The organism is Enterobacter sp. MEB024 (assembly GCF_030209635.1).
In the GTDB taxonomy this organism is placed as follows: domain Bacteria; phylum Pseudomonadota; class Gammaproteobacteria; order Enterobacterales; family Enterobacteriaceae; genus Enterobacter; species Enterobacter ludwigii.
In genome coordinates, this window is record NZ_JARVRQ010000008.1 from 66,600 (window position 1) to 86,009 (window position 19,410).

Below are 19,410 nucleotides of genomic sequence, written 5' to 3' on the forward strand. Positions count from 1 at the left end.
AGGGGTTAGTGATCGAGATAGAGGTAGTGCATCCAGCTGGTCATACGCAGCAGCACCTTACGCATTACCGAGACGTGAGCAAAGTGATCCGAATAGACCGCCACCTGAGCATAAATGCCGTCGGGCAGCGCATCGACATCAGCATTCGGCTCCAGCTCGATAGTGCCTAATACGCCATCGGTACCAGGGATCACGGTCAGCGACTGCAGCGCACCCTGCGCCTGGTATGATCCCCCCGGCACCACCGGCAGAATACTGGTGAGCTTGCCGGAGAAGACCTGGCCCGGCAGCGCGTTGAAGACCACTTCCGCTTCGTCGCCCGGCTTCAGACGCAGCAGCGAGTTCTGACGGAACTGGGCCACAATCTGGCGTTTCTGTTCAGGAATAAAGACCATGACCGGGCGCAGCGGCAGCGCGGCAGCATAGGTCCCCGGACGAATCAGCACCTGCGTGATATAGCCATTGCTCGGCGCACGCACCACGGTCTGATCCAGGTTGTATTTCGCTTCAGCAAGCTGAGCGCGCAGGGAAGCAACCTGGGATTGCTCACCGTTGACCATACTGTCTAACTGACTTTGTATTTGCGTCTGTTCAGCCACCGAGCCTTTTACCAGCGCATCCTGCGCCAGATAGTTTTGCCGTGCGTTGTCGATATCGCTTTCAGAGAACGGGTTAACCTTTGCCCGGCTGCCTTTCAGGTAGCGCTGGTAATCTTTATACAGGCGATCACGTTCAGCAGACACGCGCGTGGTATTGGCGACCGCTTCCGCAAGCTGCGCTTTGAGATTGTCGATATTGTGCGTGGCGGTGACCAGGTCGGCCTGCAGTCTATCGACGCGCGCCTGATAGCGGCCCGGATCAAGTTTAAATAACACTTCGCCTTTTTTAATTAGCTGGTTATTTTTATCGGTAACTTCACTCACTACCCCAGTAACCTGCGGCGTAATCGGAATGGAAATAACCGCTTTTTGCGCCGTAAAGGTATAGGGATGGTTATAGTTCATCAACAGGATAAGCCCGGCGACAATAAACACCCCACCTAATGTTGCGGTCGCGAGGGTCCACTGGTTTACCGGAATACGGAATATTTTAAAAATGGCCCAGGCAAAGGCCACATAGGTCAAAATAATCAGCAGATCCATGATTAGTGCTCCAGCGTATTCTTGTCAGCCGTGGGAGGTACCGCTGCCAGTTTTTGTTCTAATTCGGCCACACGTTTAGTCAGAGCATCCATACCCGGGACCTCATCAGGTTTTGAGATGTGGTTCTGCATCCCCCAGCCGCGATCTTCGCGGTACAACGTGGCCCAAATCCACAGGAACGGCCAAATCGCATGGAGCGTAAACAGGCTAATCCATCCCGCCGTATGAATGGCATCCGCATGGGGATGATTCCGTTTTTTGGCCATATTATAAGGAATATCATGGATGGCGATGATTCCGTAAAAAAGAACCAGAAATACAAAAATCAATACGCCCAGCGCAAAATAGTTGAGAAACATATTCTCCTCACTTAAACAACGTCAACTCATTAAATTAATAAAACGGTACGCAACCTAATTAATTTTTTATAAATACGAGGTGTACTTATATTTCAGAGCCGGGGAGTATCGTTTTTTATAATATCTCCATGCAAGTTTATAAGCGTGTCAAAATATATCCTGAATAATAATAGACTTAACCTTACAATATGAGCGTAACGTACCTTATTGCTTTTCGCCATACCACACATGAAAAGTCATTTTTTAGCTTTATGTGTGACTTCATGACATCCTGGCGTTGAATCGCCAGGCAGAATTTGTCGCCGATCACATCCGGAGAATTCTGCATAAAAATTTTTTGTGAAATTAGTCACAATCCAGAAACAAACTCACGACAACCAAATGTGATTTACATCACAGAAGTGGGTGGTTTTTGCGTTATTTATCGCCATCGTATTTTTTTTATCCACCATTTTTGTGACGAAGATCACTTCATTCATGTCTGCACCCCCTACATTTACGTGATTCATATCACACAAATTTCCGTCGTCTGGACAGTTGAACGATTCAGTGCCAGATTTCACAGCATCAGAACAGGGCCCGGCTACCTCTGCCGCCTCATTAACAATAAACCTCGGGCCGCAAGCCTAAGCGTAAACAGAAGAAGGGGTGTTTTATGTCATCCGATTTCAAGATCAAAGTTCAAAGCTTTGGTCGTTTCCTCAGCAATATGGTGATGCCAAATATCGGCGCGTTTATCGCGTGGGGTATCATCACTGCGTTGTTCATTCCGACAGGGTGGTTGCCTAACGAAACGCTGGCGAAACTTGTTGGCCCAATGATTACCTACCTGCTGCCGCTGCTTATCGGGTTTACCGGGGGTCGTCTGGTGGGTGGAGACCGTGGTGGCGTTGTGGGTGCCATCACGACGATGGGGGTTATCGTCGGTGCGGATATGCCGATGTTCCTCGGTGCAATGATTGCGGGCCCTCTGGGCGGCTGGGCAATTAAGAAATTCGACGTCTGGGTTGATGGCAAGATCAAATCCGGCTTCGAAATGCTGGTGAACAACTTCTCTGCGGGCATCATCGGTATGATCCTCGCGATTCTGGCGTTCCTCGGCATTGGCCCTGCGGTTGAAGTGCTGTCCAAAGTTCTGGCGGCAGGCGTTAACTTCATGGTTGCGCACGACATGCTGCCGCTGGCGTCTATCTTTGTTGAACCGGCGAAAATCCTGTTCCTCAACAACGCCATTAACCACGGTATCTTCTCACCGCTGGGTATTCAGCAGTCTCATGACCTCGGCAAGTCCATCTTCTTCCTGATTGAAGCCAACCCGGGCCCGGGCATGGGTGTTCTGCTGGCGTACATGTTCTTTGGTCGCGGCAGTGCGAAACAGTCTGCGGGCGGTGCGGCTATCATCCACTTCCTGGGCGGTATCCACGAAATTTACTTCCCTTACGTGCTGATGAACCCACGTCTGATCCTGGCCGTTATCCTCGGCGGTATGACGGGCGTGTTCACCCTGAGCGTGCTGGGCGGTGGTCTGGTTTCTCCGGCCTCTCCAGGCTCCATCCTGGCGGTCCTGGCGATGACCCCGAAAGGTGCCTATTTCGCTAACATCGCAGCCATCTGTGCGGCAATGGCCGTCTCCTTCGTGGTCTCTTCTATCCTGCTGAAAACCAGCAAAGTGAAAGAAGATGACGATATCGAAGCGGCAACCCGTCGTATGCATGACATGAAAGCCGAATCAAAAGGCGCCACGCCGCTGGCGGCGGGCGATGTCTCTAACGACCTGAGCCACGTACGTAAAATCATCGTGGCCTGTGACGCGGGTATGGGTTCCAGCGCCATGGGTGCCGGCGTGCTGCGTAAGAAAGTGCAGGATGCGGGTCTGACCAACATCTCCGTCACCAACAGCGCCATCAACAGCCTGCCTGCCGATGTTGACCTGGTGATTACGCACCGCGATCTGACCGAACGTGCGATGCGTCAGGTTCCTCAGGCACAGCACATTTCGCTGACCAACTTCCTGGACAGCGGCCTGTACACCAACCTGACCGAACGTCTGGTGGCCGCGCAGCGTCATGAAGATAATGAAGTCAAAGTCCGCGACAGCCTGAAAGACAGCTTTGACGCGAACGACAGCCACCTGTTCCGCCTGGGCGCAGAAAACATCTTCCTGGGCCGCACGGCGTCCCACAAGGAAGAGGCGATTCGCTTTGCCGGTGAACAGCTGGTGAAAGGCGGCTACGTGCAGCCTGAATACGTTGACGCGATGCTGGAGCGTGAAAAACTGACCCCAACCTATCTGGGTGAATCCATTGCGGTTCCACACGGTACGGTTGAAGCGAAAGACCGCGTACTGAAAACCGGCGTGGTGTTCTGCCAGTATCCGGATGGTGTACGCTTCGGTGAAGAAGAAGACGACATCGCCCGCCTGGTGATTGGTATCGCCGCTCGCAACAACGAGCACATCCAGGTGATTACCAGCCTGACTAACGCGCTGGATGACGACTCTGTCATTGAACGTCTGGCCAACACCACCAGCGTGGAAGAAGTGCTGGCGCTGTTGAACAAGTAACGAAACCTCTTCCCTCTCCCCCTGTGGGGAGAGGGTTAGGGTGAGGGCAAAGCCTCACCCCAGCCCTCTCGGGTAAAAACATTGATTAAGGTTAATACTATGAAAGCATTACATTTTGGCGCAGGTAATATCGGTCGTGGCTTTATCGGTAAACTGCTGGCAGACGCAGGCATTACGCTGACATTCGCCGATGTGAATCAGGTAGTCCTGGATGCCCTGAATGCCCGTCATAGCTATCAGGTACACGTGGTAGGCGAAAACGAGCAGGTTGAGACGGTGTCTGGCGTTAATGCGGTAAGCAGCATTGGCGAAGACGTTATCGACCTCATCGCCAGTGTCGATCTGGTGACCACGGCCGTTGGTCCGGTGGTGCTTGAGCGCATTGCCCCTGCGGTGGCGAAAGGCCTGGCAAAACGTAAAGCGCAGGGCATCGACACACCGCTGAACATCATCGCCTGTGAAAACATGGTGCGCGGCACCACGCAGCTGAAAGGCCATGTGCTCGCCGCCGTCGCGGACGAAGATAAAGCCTGGGTGGAAGCGCACATCGGCTTTGTGGATTCCGCCGTTGACCGTATCGTTCCGCCATCAGAATCCGCCACCCACGATCCGCTGGAAGTGACCGTGGAAACCTTCAGCGAGTGGATCGTCGATAAAACCCAGTTTAAAGGCGCGCTGCCAACCATTCCGGGGATGGAATTAACCGATAACCTGATGGCCTTTGTCGAACGTAAACTCTTCACGCTGAACACCGGGCATGCTATAACCGCGTACCTCGGAAAATTGGCCGGTCATCAGACCATTCGTGACGCGATCCTCGATGAGAGCATCCGTGCGGTGGTTAAAGGGGCAATGGAAGAGAGCGGCGCGGTGCTGATCAAACGCTACGGTTTTGATGCTGAGAAACATGCAGCATACATCCAGAAAATCCTCGGTCGTTTTGAAAACCCGTATCTGAAAGATGACGTTGAGCGCGTAGGCCGTCAGCCACTGCGTAAACTGAGCGCGGGCGATCGCCTGATTAAACCGCTGCTGGGCACGCTGGAGTATGGTCTTGCGCACGCCAACCTGGTGAAAGGGATTGCCGCCGCGATGCATTACCGCAGCGAGCAGGATCCACAGGCGCAGGAGCTGGCTCAGCTGATTAACGATAAAGGCCCGCAGGGTGCGCTGGCGCAGATCTCTGGTCTGGATGCCAACAGCGACGTGGTTGTGGAGGCGGTGAACGCTTACAACGCAATCAAATGATGCAGAGTGCGGCGCAGGATAGCCTGCGCCCAAATAACAGATTGTCAGATATGCAGGCAATAATGGAACAAACCCAGGCCTTTGAAAATCGTGTGCTTGAGCGTCTGAATGCTGGCAAAACCGTACGAAGTTTCCTGATTGCCGCCGTCGAGTTGCTAACCGAGGCGGTGAATATTCTGGTACTTCAGGTGTTTCGCAAAGACGACTACGCGGTAAAATATGCTGTAGAACCGTTACTGGACGGAGACGGACCGCTGGGCGATTTATCGGTACGTCTGAAGTTGATTTATGGTCTTGGCGTGTTGAACCGACAAGAGTATGAAGATGCCGAGCTGCTGATGGCGCTGCGCGAAGAGTTAAATCATGACGGTAATGAGTACACCTTTACCGATGATGAGATCCTTGGCCCCTTCGGCGAGCTACACTGCGTCTCCGCGCTTCCCCCTGCTCCCCATTTTGATAACAGTGACCCTGAGCTGTACGCGATGCAAAAGCTGCGTTATCAACAGGTTGTCCGTTCCACAATGGTCCTTTCCCTGACTGAGCTGATTTCCCGAATCAGCTTAAAAAAAGCGTTTCAGAAGTAAGCCTGCTCACATTGGTGTATCCTTCCCTGTAAATTCCCCGTTTTCAGAGTTATTTGTCATGAAAGAAGTCGAAAAGAACGAAATTAAACGCCTGAGCGACCGCCTGGATCTGATCCGCCACCAGATGGCTGGTCTCTCACTGGTTGAGTCCGCCGAGAAGTATGCCGAGCTGGAGAAAGAGAGTGAGAAGCTTGAAGCGGAAATCGAGCGTCTGCGCGAAGTCAAAGGCCAGAAGCTGAGCAACGAAGCCCAAAAGCTGTTGAGCATGCCGCACCGTCGCGCCATCACTAAAAAAGAGCAGGCCGACATGGGCAAGCTGAAGAAAAGCGTCCGTGGCCTGGTGGTGGTTCATCCCATGACCGAGCTTGGTCGCGAAATGGGTCTGAAAGAGATGACGGGTTTTTGTAAGACCGCGTTTTGATCGTCCCCTGCCCTCTCTCCCAGGCGAGAGGGCGAAAACCATACCGCGTCGCCCCCCTCACCGCTTAAAATTGGCCCAACCAATCTCCCGGTAATCACTTTCCTGGTTCACAATTCCACTAATTCCCCTCACAAAATCATTGCCGACTCATAACAACTGGTTAACCATTTATTGTCATTCACCCTACAACACAATATTGGCAGGACCACTTTTACACAGTTTGTGACGCAGAGATGAGCGGAGACTCACCCGCTACGCAGACTGTCTGGTCCTCAGGAGACCTGCATGAGCCTCTGGCAACAAAACTACGATCCGGCTGGCAATATCTGGCTGTCGAGCCTGATCGCATCGCTTCCGATCCTGTTCTTCTTCTTTGCGCTGATTAAGCTCAAGCTGAAGGGATACCTGGCCGCGACGTACACCGTTGCCATTGCGCTGATGGTGGCACTGTTCTTCTATAAAATGCCGGTCGATCGCGCGCTGGCCTCCGTCGTCTATGGTTTCTTCTACGGCCTGTGGCCGATTGCGTGGATTATCATCGCGGCGGTCTTTGTCTACAAAATCTCGGTGAAAACCGGGCAATTCGACATTATCCGCTCATCGATACTTTCCATTACTCCGGACCAGCGTCTGCAGATGCTGATTGTCGGTTTCTCCTTCGGGGCTTTTCTGGAAGGGGCGGCCGGGTTTGGCGCACCGGTTGCCATCACCGCGGCGCTGTTAGTCGGGCTGGGGTTCAACCCGCTTTACGCTGCAGGTCTTTGTCTGATCGTTAACACCGCGCCGGTGGCGTTTGGTGCGATGGGGATCCCGATTCTGGTCGCCGGGCAGGTCACCGGTCTGGACAGCTTTGAAATTGGCCAGATGGTTGGCCGTCAGCTGCCGTTCCTGACCATCATTGTGCTGTTCTGGATCATGGCGATTATGGATGGCTGGCGCGGCGTGAAAGAGACATGGCCTGCGGTGGTCGTCGCTGGCGGCTCGTTTGCCATTGCCCAGTATCTCAGCTCGAATTTCCTCGGCCCCGAATTGCCGGACATTATCTCTTCACTGGTGTCGCTGGTCTGCCTGACGCTGTTCCTGAAACGCTGGCAGCCGGTACGCATCTTCCGTTTCGCCGATATGGGTGCTTCACACGTCGATCAAACCCTGGCACGTACCGGTTATACCGCGGGACAAATCATTCGCGCATGGTCTCCGTTCCTGTTCCTGACCGCCACGGTTACGCTCTGGAGTATTCCACCGTTTAAGGCCCTGTTCGCACCTGGCGGCGCACTGTATGAGATGGTCATTAACATCTCCGTGCCGTTCCTCGACAAGATGGTCGCCCGCATGCCGCCCGTGGTGCACGCCGCCACGCCGTATGCCGCGGTGTATAAATTTGACTGGTTCTCAGCAACCGGCACCGCAATCCTGTTTGCCGCTATCCTGTCTGTGGTGTGGTTACGCATGAAGCCAACGGCTGCAGTACAGACTTTTGCGGCTACCATTAAGGAGCTGATGCTGCCGATCTACTCCATCGGCATGGTGCTGGCGTTCGCGTTTATCTCGAACTATTCCGGCCTGTCATCGACACTGGCGCTTGCGCTGGCGCATACCGGCCACGCCTTCACGTTCTTCTCGCCGTTCCTCGGCTGGCTGGGGGTGTTCCTGACCGGTTCAGATACCTCATCTAACGCCCTGTTTGCGGCCCTGCAGGCGACGGCAGCCCAGCAGATTGGCGTGTCGGACATCCTTCTGGTGGCCGCCAATACTACCGGCGGCGTGACCGGCAAGATGATCTCACCGCAATCCATCGCCATTGCCTGTGCGGCGGTGGGACTGGTCGGTAAAGAGTCGGACCTGTTCCGCTTTACCGTGAAACACAGCCTGATATTCACCTGTATGGTCGGGGTGATCACGACCCTGCAGGCCTATGTCTTAACCTGGATGATCCCATGATAGTCATGCCCAGACGCCTGTCCGACGAGATTGCCTCTCGCGTACGGGCGCTGATTGAAGAACAACAGCTGGAAGCGGGCATGAAATTGCCCGCCGAGCGCCAGCTCGCCGCCCAACTGGGTGTATCTCGTAATTCACTGCGTGAGGCGCTGGCGACGCTGGTCAGCGAAGGGGTACTGGTAAGCCGTCGGGGCGGCGGCACCTTTGTCCGCTGGCAGCACGATGACTGGTCCGAGCAAAACATCGTGCAGCCGCTTAAAACGCTGATGGAAAACGACCCGGACTACAGCTTCGACATCATTGAAGCGCGGCACGCCATCGAAACCAGTACCGCCTGGCATGCGGCCATGCGGGCCACTGAAGCCGACAAAGAGAAGCTCAAAGCCTGCTTTGACGCCACCCAAAGCAGCGACCCGGACATCGCCTCGCAGGCGGACGTGCGGTTTCATCTGGCGATTGCCGAAGCGTCGCACAACGTCGTTCTGCTCCAGACCATGCGCGGTTTCTTCGACCTGCTGCAATCCTCCGTGAAGCAGAGCCGCCAGCGTATGTATCTGGTCCCGCCGGTATTTGCCCAACTGACCGAACAGCACGAGGCGGTACTCAACGCCATTCTGGCCGGGGATGCTGAAGCCGCGCGCAAAGCGATGATGGCGCATCTGGGGTTCGTGCACACCACCATTAAACGATTCGATGAAGATCAGGCCCGACAGGCGCGTATTACCCGTCTGCCTGGCGACAGTGATATTTCCAGGGAGAACAAAGCATGATTATTTCAGCAGCCAGTGACTATCGCGCCGCGGCGCAGCGCATTTTGCCGCCGTTCCTGTTCCACTATATCGACGGTGGGGCATATGCCGAATACACTCTGCGCCGCAACGTGGAAGACCTGTCGGAAGTGGCGCTGCGCCAGCGCGTGCTGAAAGATATGTCTGAGCTGAGCCTTGAGACAACGCTGTTTAACGAAACGCTTTCCATGCCGGTGGCCCTTGCGCCAGTCGGTTTGTGCGGCATGTACGCCCGCCGGGGTGAAGTCCAGGCGGCAGCGGCGGCGGATGCCAAAGGTATTCCGTTTACCCTCTCCACCGTCTCCGTCTGCCCGATTGAAGAAGTGGCCCCGACCCTCCAGCGTCCGATGTGGTTCCAGCTGTACGTCCTGCGCGATCGCGGCTTTATGCGCAACGCGCTGGAGCGTGCCAAAGCCGCGGGCTGTTCAACGCTGGTCTTTACCGTTGATATGCCGACGCCTGGCGCCCGTTACCGTGATGCCCACTCCGGGATGAGCGGCCCAAATGCTGCCCTGCGTCGCTACTGGCAGGCAGTAACGCACCCGCAATGGGCCTGGGATGTCGGTGTGAATGGTCGCCCGCACGATCTGGGGAATATCTCGGCCTATCTCGGTAAACCCACCGGGCTGGAAGATTACATCGGCTGGCTGGCGAATAATTTCGATCCGTCCATCTCGTGGAAAGACCTGGAGTGGATCCGCGAATTCTGGGACGGCCCGATGGTGATCAAAGGGATCCTCGACCCGGAAGATGCCCGCGATGCCGTGCGCTTTGGCGCTGACGGTATTGTGGTCTCTAACCACGGCGGACGTCAGCTTGACGGGGTACTCTCTTCCGCACGCGCACTGCCGGCGATTGCCGATGCGGTGAAAGGTGATATCGCTATCCTCGCCGACAGCGGTATCCGCAACGGGCTTGACGTGGTGCGTATGATTGCCCTTGGCGCAGACAGCGTATTGCTCGGACGCGCATATCTTTATGCACTGGCTACGGCTGGTCAGGCAGGGGTGGCGAATCTGCTCAACCTGATCGAAAAAGAGATGAAAGTGGCGATGACGTTGACCGGCGCAAAAACGATTCGCGAAATCAGCAAGGATTCCCTGGTGCAGGAGTTGGGTAAATTACCCGCCGCACTGGCACCGCTTGCCCAGGGTGACGCAGCCTGACACCCGTCTGATTCCCCTTCCCCTCTCCTCGCGTCCGAACTCCCCTCGGGCGCTTTTTTTTGTCAAAAACAACATCTGAGTAACATATTGGATAAGAAAATTTGACATACCTGTGCCGCACGCAATTGTATAGACAAGCAAATACAAGAACACAAAAACACCATCACATCAGAGGGGAGCGTATGAGATATTCAGGTCAGGTGGATATTCAGCAGGTGATCGACGACAGTCCCTTTTCCGGGTTTCACTGGGTGCTCATCGTGCTGGGCTTTTTGGTGCTGGCGATCGATGGTTTCGATACCGCAGCAATGGGCTACATTGCGCCCACGCTGTCGGCGGAATGGGGCATACACAAACAGGATCTGGGACCGGTACTGAGCGCAGCACTGCTCGGGCTGTCGCTGGGAGCGCTGGTCGCAGGCCCGGTATCGGACCGGATAGGCCGCAAGCGCGTATTGGTCTTTTCTTGTCTGTTCTTCGGCCTTTCAAGCCTGGGGACGGCCTGGGCACAAAGCCTTAACACCCTGACGCTATGGCGGTTTCTGACGGGCCTGGGGCTGGGTGCCGCCATGCCGAACGCCATCACCCTCATCTCAGAGTTTGCCCCTCAGCGCTGTCGCGCCATGGCGATTAATACCATGTACTGCGGCTTCCCGCTGGGCGCGGCCGGCGGTGGGGCGATATCGTCCTGGCTTATCCCGCATCATGGCTGGCGAAGCGTACTGCTGACCGGCGCGATAGCACCGCTGATATTAACGCTGCTGCTGATGCTGTTTTTACCGGAATCGGTAAAGTACCTGGTGCAGCGCGGGAAAGACATGATGCAGATCCGCCGTATCGCCAGCCGTTTCGCCCGCACGACCCTCGATGGCGTCACCGGTTTCTTCCTCGCAGAGGATCGGGTCGCCGCCAAAAAAGGGAGCGTAGCACAGCTGTTTTCACAGCCCTGGCTGCCCGGCACCCTGATGCTATGGGTAACCTATTTTATGGGGCTGGTGATTTATTACGTCCTGCTTAGCTGGATGCCGACACTGATGCTGGGGATGGGCTATCCCCTCGCGGAATCCGCATGGCTCACCTCGCTGTTCACCTTCGGCGGTACCGCAGGCATCCTTCTCGCGGGCTGGATGATGGATCGCTGGGAGGCACACAAAGTGGTCGCAGGTGGCTTTGTCCTGACCATGCTGCTCATTCTGGCGCTCGGCATTGAACATAACCATATCGCCCTGTTTGGCGGCTTGATTTTCCTGATGGGGATCGCGATGAACGGCGCGCAATCGGGAATGCAGACGCTGGCAGCCACCTTTTATCCTACCGAGTGTCGCGCAACGGGCATTGCCTGGATGCAGGGCATTGGCCGCTTTGGTGGCGTGGCGGGCACCATGACCAGCGCGCAGCTTCTCTCCATGCAGTGGCAGGCAGACAGTATTTTGATGATCCTTAGCCTGCCCGCTCTGCTGGCGGCCGCGGCAACCTTCTACAAAATGCTGCGTTGCCGCTCGCAGGATCTCGGCGTCGCATAAGCGGCCCGGTTTCTGCTATTCTGCCCCCGCAATTAAGGGGGCAGCATGCTTAACATCGTTTTATTCGAACCAGAAATTCCGCCGAATACCGGCAATATTATCCGCCTGTGCGCCAACACCGGTTTTCGCCTGCATATCATCGAGCCGATGGGTTTTACGTGGGACGACAAACGTCTGCGCCGCGCGGGGCTGGATTATCATGAATTTACGGCCGTGGTTCGCCATCATGATTACGCCGCGTTTCTGGAAAGCGAAAACCCACAGCGCATGTTCGCCCTGACCACCAAAGGTACGCCGGCACATAGCGCCGTGCGCTATCAGGACGGTGATTATCTGATGTTTGGCCCGGAAACGCGCGGCCTGCCGGCCACCATTCTTGATGCCCTGCCCGCTGAGCAGAAGATTCGTATTCCGATGATGCCGGACAGCCGCAGCATGAATCTGTCAAATGCGGTGTCGGTGGTGGTGTATGAAGCATGGCGCCAGCTGGGATACCCGGGCGCCATTCTCAGAAGTTAAATACCGTCACCATACTCAAACGTATGGTGAATACCGTTGAAGTGCTGATCCATATCCATCGACGGTTTGTCGCTGTCTGGCTTACCGACAATACGTGCCGGTACGCCAGCGGCAGTCGTGTGCGGCGGAACAGGCTGCAGAACAACCGAACCGGCGCCAATCTTCGCACCACGACCCACTTCGATGTTGCCGAGGATCTTGGCGCCCGCGCCAATCATCACCCCTTCACGGATTTTCGGATGGCGATCGCCGCTGGTTTTACCGGTACCGCCTAACGTGACCGACTGCAGAATCGAAACGTCATCTTCAATCACCGCGGTTTCACCGACGACAATGCCGGTGGCGTGGTCAAGCATGATCCCTCGGCCAATTTTCGCGGCCGGGTGAATATCCACCTGGAAGGTCACGGAAACCTGGTTTTGCAGGAAGATAGCCAGCGCGCGGCGGCCTTCATTCCACAGCCAGTGGCCGATGCGATACGCCTGCAAGGCATGAAAACCCTTCAGATACAGCAACGGCGTAGAGTATTTGTCCACCGCCGGGTCACGCGTGCGCACGGCCTGGATATCACAGGCGGCAGAAGCGATCATTTCAGGGTCAGCGGCATAGGCCTCTTCCACCACTTCACGAATGGCGATAGCGGGCATAATCGAGGAAGCCAGTTTATTGGCGAGCATATAGCTCAGGGCGCTGCCGAGGTTTTCGTGCTTGAGTAGCGTCGCATGATAGAAACTGGCCAGCATTGGCTCGCAGTCAGCCAAAGCCCGGGCTTCAGCTTTAATATTGTTCCAGACGATATCCAGTTCTTCACACGGCATTGCTTACTCCAGACGACATGTTAATGACCGGCCAGTTCTGTGCTGGCCGGGTCATAGTGCTAACAAGAATCCCTGCGACTAGTTACTGCTGCGCTCATCCTTGCGCGAACGACCTAATAAGGTCAATGCTGCCTCGCGCGCATTTTTTCCGCAATACAATACCTGATAAATTTCCTCGGTTATTGGCATTTCGACACCAAAACGGTGCGCCAATTCGCGAACTTCTTTGGTATTGCGATAGCCTTCAACCACCTGACCAATCTTCTCCTGCGCGCCTTTCACATCCATGCCCTCACCGAGCATCATGCCAAAGCGGCGGTTACGGGACTGGTTGTCGGTACAGGTCAGCACCAGATCGCCCAGGCCCGCCATGCCCATGAAGGTGGTCGGATCGGCACCCAGTGCTGCGCCAAGGCGGGACATCTCGGTTAAGCCGCGCGTAATCAGTGCGGTACGTGCGTTGGCACCAAAGCCAATCCCGTCGGACATTCCGGCACCGATCGCAATCACGTTCTTCACCGCACCGCCCAGCTGTACGCCGATAAAATCGGGGTTGCTGTAAACGCGGAAGCTTTTACCGCAGTGCAGCAGATGCTGAAGATCGTCGGAGAAGGCCTGATCGGTTGATGCCAGCGAGATCGCCGTCGGCAGGCCAGCGGCCAGCTCTTTAGCAAACGTCGGCCCCGAGATAACCGCCAGCGGGATGTCATCACCCAGCGCTTCGCGGGCGACATCCTGCAACAGGCGTCCGGTTTCGGCTTCCAGCCCTTTGGTGGCCCATACAATGCGCGCATCAGGGCGCATCAGCGGCTTGATCTGACGCAGCACTTCGCCAAACACATGGCTCGGCACCACAATCAGAATGTTGCGGCTGGCCGCCAGCGCGGTCGCAAGGTCACTTTCAAGGTGCAGGGAGTCTGGGAACGGAACGTCCGGGAGGAACGCCACGTTGCAACGGTCGCGTTGCAGCGTCGCGATATGTTTTGGGTCGTGGCCCCAGAGAACCACTTCGTGACCATTTCTTGCCAGCGTGATGGCAAGAGCGGTGCCGTATGAGCCGGCACCGATCACAGTCATTGACGCATTAAGAGTGCTCATCAGGCATCCTGATGTTGTTCAGTACCTTCGCCAGCTTGCTGCTGCAGATAGTTCATGAACAGCGCATCAAAGTTAACTGGCGCAAGGTTCAGTTGCGGGAATGTACCGCGAGAAACCAGGCTGGTGATGCATTCGCGAGCATACGGGAACAGAATGTTCGGGCAGTATGCACCCAGGCAGTGCGCCATCTGGTTGCCTTCGATGCCGCCGATGGAGAAGATGCCGCCCTGCTGAACTTCACACAGGAATGCAGTCTCTTCGCCCAGAGAGGCAGTAACAGTCACACGCAGTACGACTTCATACACGTCATCCGCCAGTTGGGTAGATGCGGTATCAAGATCAAGTTTAACCTCTGGCTGCCAATCTTTCTGGAAAACGTGTGGCGCATTTGGCGCTTCGAAAGAGACATCCTTGGTGTAGATACGCTGGATCTGGAAAGTCATTTCGGTGTTGTTTTGTTCTGACATGGAAAAACCCTTTTTAATTGTCCTAAAGTCTCTTAGCTCAGCAGCGGATCGAGTCCACCACGGGCATCGAGCGCATACAAGTCATCACAGCCGCCAATGTGCTGCGCATCAATAAAAATCTGCGGAACCGTCGTACGACCACTACGTTGGATCATCTCTTCGCGTTTAATCGCGTCACCGTCAATCGGCAGTTCTTTGAACGCTACGCCTTTGCTGTTCAGAAGCGCTTTTGCACGGTGGCAGAACGGGCACGTTGCTTTGGTGTAGATCTCGATATTGGCCATTACTGAACTCCTTATTTACCGCGAACCAAAGGAAGATTTTCCCCGCTCCAGCCGGAAATACCTTCTTTCAGAACCGTTACGTTTTCGAAGCCTGCTTTATGCAGCGCGCTGGCAGATTCCTGCGCCTGCATACCGGTCGCGTCAACAACGATAATCGGCTGGGCTTTATGTTTCTCAAGCTCGCCAACGTTGTTCGCTTTGATTTCAGCAGGTAACAGGTTGATAGCACCAGCAATGTGACCTTTACGGAAATCGTCACGCTGACGCAGATCGACCACGACGGCATCTTCTTTGTTAATCAGACGCGTCGCTTCACCACGGGTGATAACCTTAATCTTAGACGTCAGGCCTTTAAATGTGGTGAACAGCACAGCAGCCAGCAGGCCAATCCACGCGATGCTCAGAACCGGATGGCGGCTAACGAATTGCATAATTTCTTGCATGGAGGGTAACTACTCCGACTTAGTGATTAAAAAAACCAGGACAGGAGTATACCTGTGCGTTGTGGCAAATACAGCCAGCGACCATAACCTAATCCATTTTCTGAGGCCTGCCACCTAAAAAATTGCCTCAAAAGCGTCCGCTAAGCACCTTGCCCCTGCGCTTTCTTTGATCTTCTGCGGCTATTTGATCGATTCAGCTGTAGTAAAATTACGCAAATTTTGACTCTTGAGCATGAGGTTGTCGCAATGTCGGTTTCTAAAAAACCTATGGTACTGGTGATTCTGGATGGCTATGGCTACCGTGAAGATCAACAGGATAACGCCATTTTCAACGCCAAAACGCCGGTGATGGACGCGCTGTGGGCAAAACGTCCCCACACCCTGATTGATGCGTCCGGGCTGGAAGTGGGTCTGCCAGATCGTCAGATGGGCAACTCCGAAGTTGGCCACGTAAACCTGGGTGCAGGTCGTATCGTGTATCAGGACCTGACGCGTCTGGACGTTGAAATCAAAGAACGTACCTTCTTCAACAACCCAGTACTTTGCGGCGCGGTGGACAGAGCCGTGGCGGCCGGTAAAGCAGTTCATATCATGGGTCTGCTCTCCGCCGGTGGCGTACACAGCCACGAAGATCACATCATGGCGATGGTTGAACTGGCGGCTGAGCGCGGCGCAGAAACAATCTATCTGCACGCTTTCCTGGACGGTCGTGATACGCCACCACGCAGCGCAAAAGGTTCACTGGCCTCCTTCGAAAACAAATTCGCCGCGCTTGGCAAAGGACGTGTGGCCTCTATCATCGGGCGCTACTACGCAATGGACCGCGACAACCGTTGGGATCGCGTTGAACAGGCCTATGACCTGATGACGCTGGCAAAAGGTGAATTCCAGTTCGCGACCGCGGTGGAAGGTCTGGAAGCCGCTTACGCGCGTGATGAAAACGATGAATTCGTGAAAGCAACCGTCATTCGTGCTGAAGGCCAGGCTGATGCCGCCATGGAAGACGGCGATGCGCTGATCTTCATGAACTTCCGTGCTGACCGCGCGCGTGAAATCACCCGTGCGTTCGTGAACAGTGATTTCGACGGTTTCACCCGTAAGAAAGTGGTGAAGATCGACTTTATTCAGCTGACCGAATACGCCGCTGACATCAATGCGCCATGCGCTTATCCACCCGCATCACTGGCCAATACCTTCGGTGAGTGGATGGCGAAGAACGACAATACACAGCTGCGTATCTCCGAAACCGAGAAATATGCCCACGTCACCTTCTTCTTTAACGGCGGTGTTGAAGAGCCGTTCAAAGGCGAAGATCGCATTCTGATTAACTCACCCAAAGTGGCTACCTACGATCTGCAGCCAGAAATGAGCTCTGCCGAGCTGACTGAAAAACTGGTTGCGGCAATCGAAAGCGGCAAATACGACACCATCATCTGTAACTACCCGAACGGCGACATGGTGGGTCATACCGGCGTGATGGAAGCCGCCGTAAAAGCGGTTGAAGCACTTGATCACTGTGTTGAGCAGGTCGCGAAAGCGGTTGAATCCGTTGGTGGCCAGCTGCTGATCACCGCTGACCACGGTAACGCAGAACAGATGCGCGACCCGGCAACCGGCCAGGCGCACACCGCTCACACCAACCTGCCTGTTCCGCTGATTTATGTGGGTGATAAATCACTGAAAGCAGTGGAAGGCGGCAAGCTTTCCGACATCGCGCCAACCATGTTGTCGCTGATGGGCATGGAGATCCCTGAAGAGATGACTGGTAAGCCGCTGTTCATCGTGGAATAATCGCTCCCCATGAGGGGAAAGGCGATTTTTTCAATCACATGGGTCGTGAAGCCGCTTAGGTTATCAGTCAGACCTCTGCTTTGCGCCAGCGCACTCAGCGCTGGCGTATTGCTGTGCGCCGCATCCGCCCACGCGGATGACCGTGACCAGCTGAAATCCATACAGGCCGATATCGCCGCGAAAGAGCGTGCGGTACGCCAGCAACAGCAGCAACGCTCTGCTCTGCTCGCTCAGCTTAAGCAGCAGGAAGAAGCCATCTCCGCTGCCGCACGTAAATTACGTGAAACGCAAAACACCCTCGCCCAGTTGAATAAACAGATCGACGAAATGAACGCGTCGATTGCCAAACTGGAACGCCAGCGTGATGCCCAGGAACGCAACCTTGCCGCACAGCTTGATGCTGCTTTTCGCCAGGGTGAGCATACGGGCCTTCAGTTGATCCTCAGCGGTGAAGAGAGCCAGCGCGGTCAGCGTCTGCAGGCCTACTTTGGTTATCTGAACCAGGCGCGTCAGGAGACTATCGCGCAGCTGAAACAGACGCGCGAAGAGGTCACCACGCAAAAAGCCGAGCTCGAAGAGAAGCAGAGCCAGCAACAGACGCTGCTCTACGAACAGCAGGCGCAACAAGCGAAGCTCGAGCAGGCCCGCAACGAGCGCAAGAAAACCCTTTCCAGTCTCGAGTCCTCTATTCAGCAAGGCCAAAGCCAGCTGAGCGAAATGCGCGCCAACGAATCGAAACTGCGTAACAGCATCGCCCGCGCGGAAGCGGCGGCGAAAGCGCGCGCCGAAAAAGAGGCCCGCGAAGCGCAGGCCGTACGCGACAAGCAGCAGGAAGCCTCACGCAAAGGTACGACCTACAAGCCAAGCGAAAGCGAACGCTCCCTGATGTCACGTACCGGCGGTTTAGGCTCCCCTCGTGGTCAGGCTTACTGGCCCGTGCGCGGTACAATTCTGCATCGCTATGGCGAACAGCTGCAGGGTGAACTACGTTGGAAAGGGATAGTTATCGGTGCGTCTGAAGGTAGCGAAGTAAAAGCCATCGCCGATGGCCGTGTGATTCTGGCCGACTGGCTGCAAGGTTACGGGCTTGTGGTAGTGGTGGAACACGGTAAAGGCGATATGAGCCTTTACGGCTACAACCAGAGCGCACTGGTCAGCGTTGGTACTCAAGTGCGCGCCGGCCAACCCATCGCCCTCGTGGGCAGCAGTGGCGGTCAGGGCCGCCCGTCACTCTATTTCGAAATTCGTCGCCAGGGTCAGGCGGTCAATCCACAGCCGTGGTTGGGAAGATAAGTTTTGCTTCAATTTCGTCGAATTGTTCTCTCCTTCGCCAGTGCACTGGCGCTGGCAGCACCGGTCTACGCTGGCAAACTCGCGATAGTGATTGATGACTTCGGTTATCGTCCGCACACCGAGAATCAGGTGCTGGCGATGCCGGCCGCCATCTCTGTTGCCGTCCTCCCGAATGCGCCGCACGCGCGTGAAATGGCGATCAAAGCGCATAACAGCGGCCATCAGGTTCTCATCCATCTGCCGATGGCACCGCTCAGCAAGCAGCCGCTGGAAAAAGATACTTTGCGCCCTGATATGAGCAGCGATGAGATCGATCGCATCATTCGCGATGCTTACAATAAAGTGCCGTACGCCGTCGGGCTGAACAACCACATGGGTAGCGCGATGACCTCCAGCCTGTACGGGATGCTCAAAGTGATGCAGTCGCTGGAGCGCTATAACCTCTATTTCCTCGACAGCATGACCATCGGCAACAGCCAGGCGATGCGTGCCGCGCAGGGTACAGGCGTGAAGGTAATAAAGCGCAAGGTGTTCCTCGATGACACCCAGAACGACGCGGATATCCGCGGGCAGTTCAATCGCGCCGTACAGCTAGCACGACGCAATGGCTCGGCTATTGCTATCGGCCACCCGCATCCGTCTACCGTTCGCGTTCTGCAGCAGATGCTGCCGACATTGCCGTCTGATATTACGCTGGTTCGTCCTGGCGATCTGCTGAATGAGCCACAGGTTGATACGTCGCGTCCTGGCAATGCACAGCCACCGGTAACGCAGCCGCGCAATCCATTCAGGGGTGTGACGCTGTGTAAAACGAAACGCCCGCCGGAACCCGTCTACGCGACGCGGTTCTTTGCCGTGCTTAGTGAGAGCGTGAGCCAGAGTACACTGGTGCAATATTTCCAGCACCAGTGGCAGGGCTGGAATATTACCCGGCAACAGACTGTGAGAGGCGATTAAGG

General features: G+C 55.4%; 19 protein-coding genes. 12 read left to right on the forward strand and 7 right to left on the reverse strand.

Annotation, left to right across the window (positions count from 1 at the left end; all coding sequences use genetic code 11):
* Window positions 1-5: 5 nt before the first annotated feature.
* Window positions 6-1,142 carry an HlyD family secretion protein gene (locus tag QRN24_RS14795; protein ID WP_014168091.1) on the reverse strand — a complete coding sequence of 379 codons (1,137 nt, stop codon included), beginning with the start codon at window positions 1,140-1,142 and terminating at the stop codon, window positions 6-8.
* A gap of 2 nt (window positions 1,143-1,144) precedes the next feature.
* Window positions 1,145-1,501, reverse strand: coding sequence for a DUF3302 domain-containing protein (locus tag QRN24_RS14800; protein ID WP_014168090.1), 357 nt, complete (start codon window positions 1,499-1,501; stop codon window positions 1,145-1,147).
* Window positions 1,502-2,156: 655 nt separating this feature from the next.
* On the opposite strand from QRN24_RS14800, the gene QRN24_RS14805 reads away from it, so the two are divergent.
* The 9 genes from QRN24_RS14805 to trmL all read left to right on the forward strand — a co-directional run bounded on the left by QRN24_RS14805 (window position 2,157) and on the right by trmL (window position 12,257).
* Window positions 2,157-4,064, forward strand: coding sequence for a PTS mannitol transporter subunit IICBA (locus tag QRN24_RS14805; RefSeq protein WP_014168089.1), 1,908 nt, complete (start codon window positions 2,157-2,159; stop codon window positions 4,062-4,064).
* A gap of 99 nt (window positions 4,065-4,163) precedes the next feature.
* Window positions 4,164-5,312: a mannitol-1-phosphate 5-dehydrogenase gene (gene mtlD, locus QRN24_RS14810; protein ID WP_025206445.1), complete on the forward strand. Its 1,149-nt coding sequence runs from the start codon at window positions 4,164-4,166 to the stop codon at window positions 5,310-5,312.
* On the forward strand, window positions 5,312-5,899 hold the full coding sequence (gene mtlR, locus QRN24_RS14815; protein WP_192879999.1) for a mannitol operon repressor MtlR: 588 nt from the start codon (window positions 5,312-5,314) through the stop codon (window positions 5,897-5,899). Before mtlD ends, mtlR begins: the two co-directional genes overlap by 1 nt.
* Window positions 5,900-5,957: 58 nt before the next feature.
* Complete coding sequence (locus QRN24_RS14820) at window positions 5,958-6,320, forward strand: YibL family ribosome-associated protein (protein WP_014168086.1); 363 nt, start codon at window positions 5,958-5,960, stop codon at window positions 6,318-6,320.
* A gap of 285 nt (window positions 6,321-6,605) precedes the next feature.
* Window positions 6,606-8,261, forward strand: coding sequence for an L-lactate permease (lldP, locus tag QRN24_RS14825; protein ID WP_284942848.1), 1,656 nt, complete (start codon window positions 6,606-6,608; stop codon window positions 8,259-8,261).
* Entirely contained in the window at window positions 8,258-9,031 is a 774-nt protein-coding gene (gene lldR / locus QRN24_RS14830) for a transcriptional regulator LldR (protein WP_014168084.1), read from the forward strand. Before lldP ends, lldR begins: the two co-directional genes overlap by 4 nt.
* Window positions 9,028-10,215 carry an FMN-dependent L-lactate dehydrogenase LldD gene (gene lldD, locus QRN24_RS14835; protein WP_025206447.1) on the forward strand — a complete coding sequence of 396 codons (1,188 nt, stop codon included), beginning with the start codon at window positions 9,028-9,030 and terminating at the stop codon, window positions 10,213-10,215. Before lldR ends, lldD begins: the two co-directional genes overlap by 4 nt.
* Window positions 10,216-10,397: 182 nt before the next feature.
* A complete protein-coding gene (locus QRN24_RS14840; RefSeq protein WP_025206448.1) occupies window positions 10,398-11,738 on the forward strand; it encodes an MFS transporter in 1,341 nt (446 codons plus the stop codon).
* A gap of 45 nt (window positions 11,739-11,783) precedes the next feature.
* Entirely contained in the window at window positions 11,784-12,257 is a 474-nt protein-coding gene (gene trmL, locus QRN24_RS14845) for a tRNA (uridine(34)/cytosine(34)/5-carboxymethylaminomethyluridine(34)-2'-O)-methyltransferase TrmL (protein WP_014168081.1), read from the forward strand.
* On the opposite strand, the gene cysE is transcribed toward trmL, so the two are convergent.
* The 5 genes from cysE to QRN24_RS14870 form a co-directional block, all read right to left on the reverse strand.
* Window positions 12,254-13,075: a serine O-acetyltransferase gene (gene cysE / locus QRN24_RS14850; protein WP_008502718.1), complete on the reverse strand. Its 822-nt coding sequence runs from the start codon at window positions 13,073-13,075 to the stop codon at window positions 12,254-12,256. The two genes, trmL and cysE, sit on opposite strands and share 4 nt — an antisense overlap.
* Before the next feature lie 78 nt (window positions 13,076-13,153).
* Window positions 13,154-14,173 (reverse strand): NAD(P)H-dependent glycerol-3-phosphate dehydrogenase, encoded by a 1,020-nt coding sequence (gene gpsA / locus QRN24_RS14855; protein WP_014168080.1) that lies wholly within the window; start codon window positions 14,171-14,173, stop codon window positions 13,154-13,156.
* A complete protein-coding gene (gene secB / locus QRN24_RS14860; RefSeq protein ID WP_014168079.1) occupies window positions 14,173-14,640 on the reverse strand; it encodes a protein-export chaperone SecB in 468 nt (155 codons plus the stop codon). Before secB ends, gpsA begins: the two co-directional genes overlap by 1 nt.
* Window positions 14,641-14,672: 32 nt before the next feature.
* The gene (gene grxC / locus QRN24_RS14865) at window positions 14,673-14,924 is read right to left on the reverse strand and encodes a glutaredoxin 3 (RefSeq protein ID WP_014168078.1); all 252 of its coding nucleotides are present in this window, start codon (window positions 14,922-14,924) and stop codon (window positions 14,673-14,675) included.
* A gap of 11 nt (window positions 14,925-14,935) precedes the next feature.
* Window positions 14,936-15,367, reverse strand: coding sequence for a rhodanese-like domain-containing protein (locus tag QRN24_RS14870; protein WP_014168077.1), 432 nt, complete (start codon window positions 15,365-15,367; stop codon window positions 14,936-14,938).
* A gap of 246 nt (window positions 15,368-15,613) precedes the next feature.
* Between QRN24_RS14870 and gpmM the strand changes: the two genes are divergently transcribed.
* Genes gpmM through QRN24_RS14885 form a run of 3 tightly spaced genes read left to right on the forward strand, consistent with a single transcriptional unit; the run spans window position 15,614 to window position 19,408 of the window.
* Window positions 15,614-17,158 carry a 2,3-bisphosphoglycerate-independent phosphoglycerate mutase gene (gene gpmM, locus QRN24_RS14875; RefSeq protein WP_284942849.1) on the forward strand — a complete coding sequence of 515 codons (1,545 nt, stop codon included), beginning with the start codon at window positions 15,614-15,616 and terminating at the stop codon, window positions 17,156-17,158.
* Between the two features lie 33 nt (window positions 17,159-17,191).
* Window positions 17,192-18,451, forward strand: a complete 1,260-nt coding sequence (envC, locus tag QRN24_RS14880) for a murein hydrolase activator EnvC (RefSeq protein ID WP_284942871.1) — start codon at window positions 17,192-17,194, stop codon at window positions 18,449-18,451.
* A 3-nt stretch (window positions 18,452-18,454) separates the two neighbouring features.
* The gene (locus tag QRN24_RS14885; RefSeq protein ID WP_014168074.1) at window positions 18,455-19,408 is read left to right on the forward strand and encodes a divergent polysaccharide deacetylase family protein; all 954 of its coding nucleotides are present in this window, start codon (window positions 18,455-18,457) and stop codon (window positions 19,406-19,408) included.
* The last annotated feature ends 2 nt before the right edge of the window (window positions 19,409-19,410 follow it).

Excerpts from the sequence above, each read along its gene's own strand:
- gpsA (WP_014168080.1), bottom strand. The coding sequence starts at position 14,173 with ATGAGCACTCTTAATGCGTCAATGACTGTGATCGGTGCCGGCTCATAC.
- QRN24_RS14800 (WP_014168090.1), bottom strand. The coding sequence starts at position 1,501 with ATGTTTCTCAACTATTTTGCGCTGGGCGTATTGATTTTTGTATTTCTG.
- QRN24_RS14840 (WP_025206448.1), top strand. The coding sequence starts at position 10,398 with ATGAGATATTCAGGTCAGGTGGATATTCAGCAGGTGATCGACGACAGT.
- lldP (WP_284942848.1), top strand. The coding sequence starts at position 6,606 with ATGAGCCTCTGGCAACAAAACTACGATCCGGCTGGCAATATCTGGCTG.
- QRN24_RS14805 (WP_014168089.1), top strand. The coding sequence starts at position 2,157 with ATGTCATCCGATTTCAAGATCAAAGTTCAAAGCTTTGGTCGTTTCCTC.
- grxC (WP_014168078.1), bottom strand. The coding sequence starts at position 14,924 with ATGGCCAATATCGAGATCTACACCAAAGCAACGTGCCCGTTCTGCCAC.
- QRN24_RS14820 (WP_014168086.1), top strand. The coding sequence starts at position 5,958 with ATGAAAGAAGTCGAAAAGAACGAAATTAAACGCCTGAGCGACCGCCTG.
- mtlR (WP_192879999.1), top strand. The coding sequence starts at position 5,312 with ATGCAGAGTGCGGCGCAGGATAGCCTGCGCCCAAATAACAGATTGTCA.
- lldR (WP_014168084.1), top strand. The coding sequence starts at position 8,258 with ATGATAGTCATGCCCAGACGCCTGTCCGACGAGATTGCCTCTCGCGTA.
- QRN24_RS14870 (WP_014168077.1), bottom strand. The coding sequence starts at position 15,367 with ATGCAAGAAATTATGCAATTCGTTAGCCGCCATCCGGTTCTGAGCATC.
- cysE (WP_008502718.1), bottom strand. The coding sequence starts at position 13,075 with ATGCCGTGTGAAGAACTGGATATCGTCTGGAACAATATTAAAGCTGAA.
- secB (WP_014168079.1), bottom strand. The coding sequence starts at position 14,640 with ATGTCAGAACAAAACAACACCGAAATGACTTTCCAGATCCAGCGTATC.
- trmL (WP_014168081.1), top strand. The coding sequence starts at position 11,784 with ATGCTTAACATCGTTTTATTCGAACCAGAAATTCCGCCGAATACCGGC.
- lldD (WP_025206447.1), top strand. The coding sequence starts at position 9,028 with ATGATTATTTCAGCAGCCAGTGACTATCGCGCCGCGGCGCAGCGCATT.
- gpmM (WP_284942849.1), top strand. The coding sequence starts at position 15,614 with ATGTCGGTTTCTAAAAAACCTATGGTACTGGTGATTCTGGATGGCTAT.
- QRN24_RS14795 (WP_014168091.1), bottom strand. The coding sequence starts at position 1,142 with ATGGATCTGCTGATTATTTTGACCTATGTGGCCTTTGCCTGGGCCATT.
- mtlD (WP_025206445.1), top strand. The coding sequence starts at position 4,164 with ATGAAAGCATTACATTTTGGCGCAGGTAATATCGGTCGTGGCTTTATC.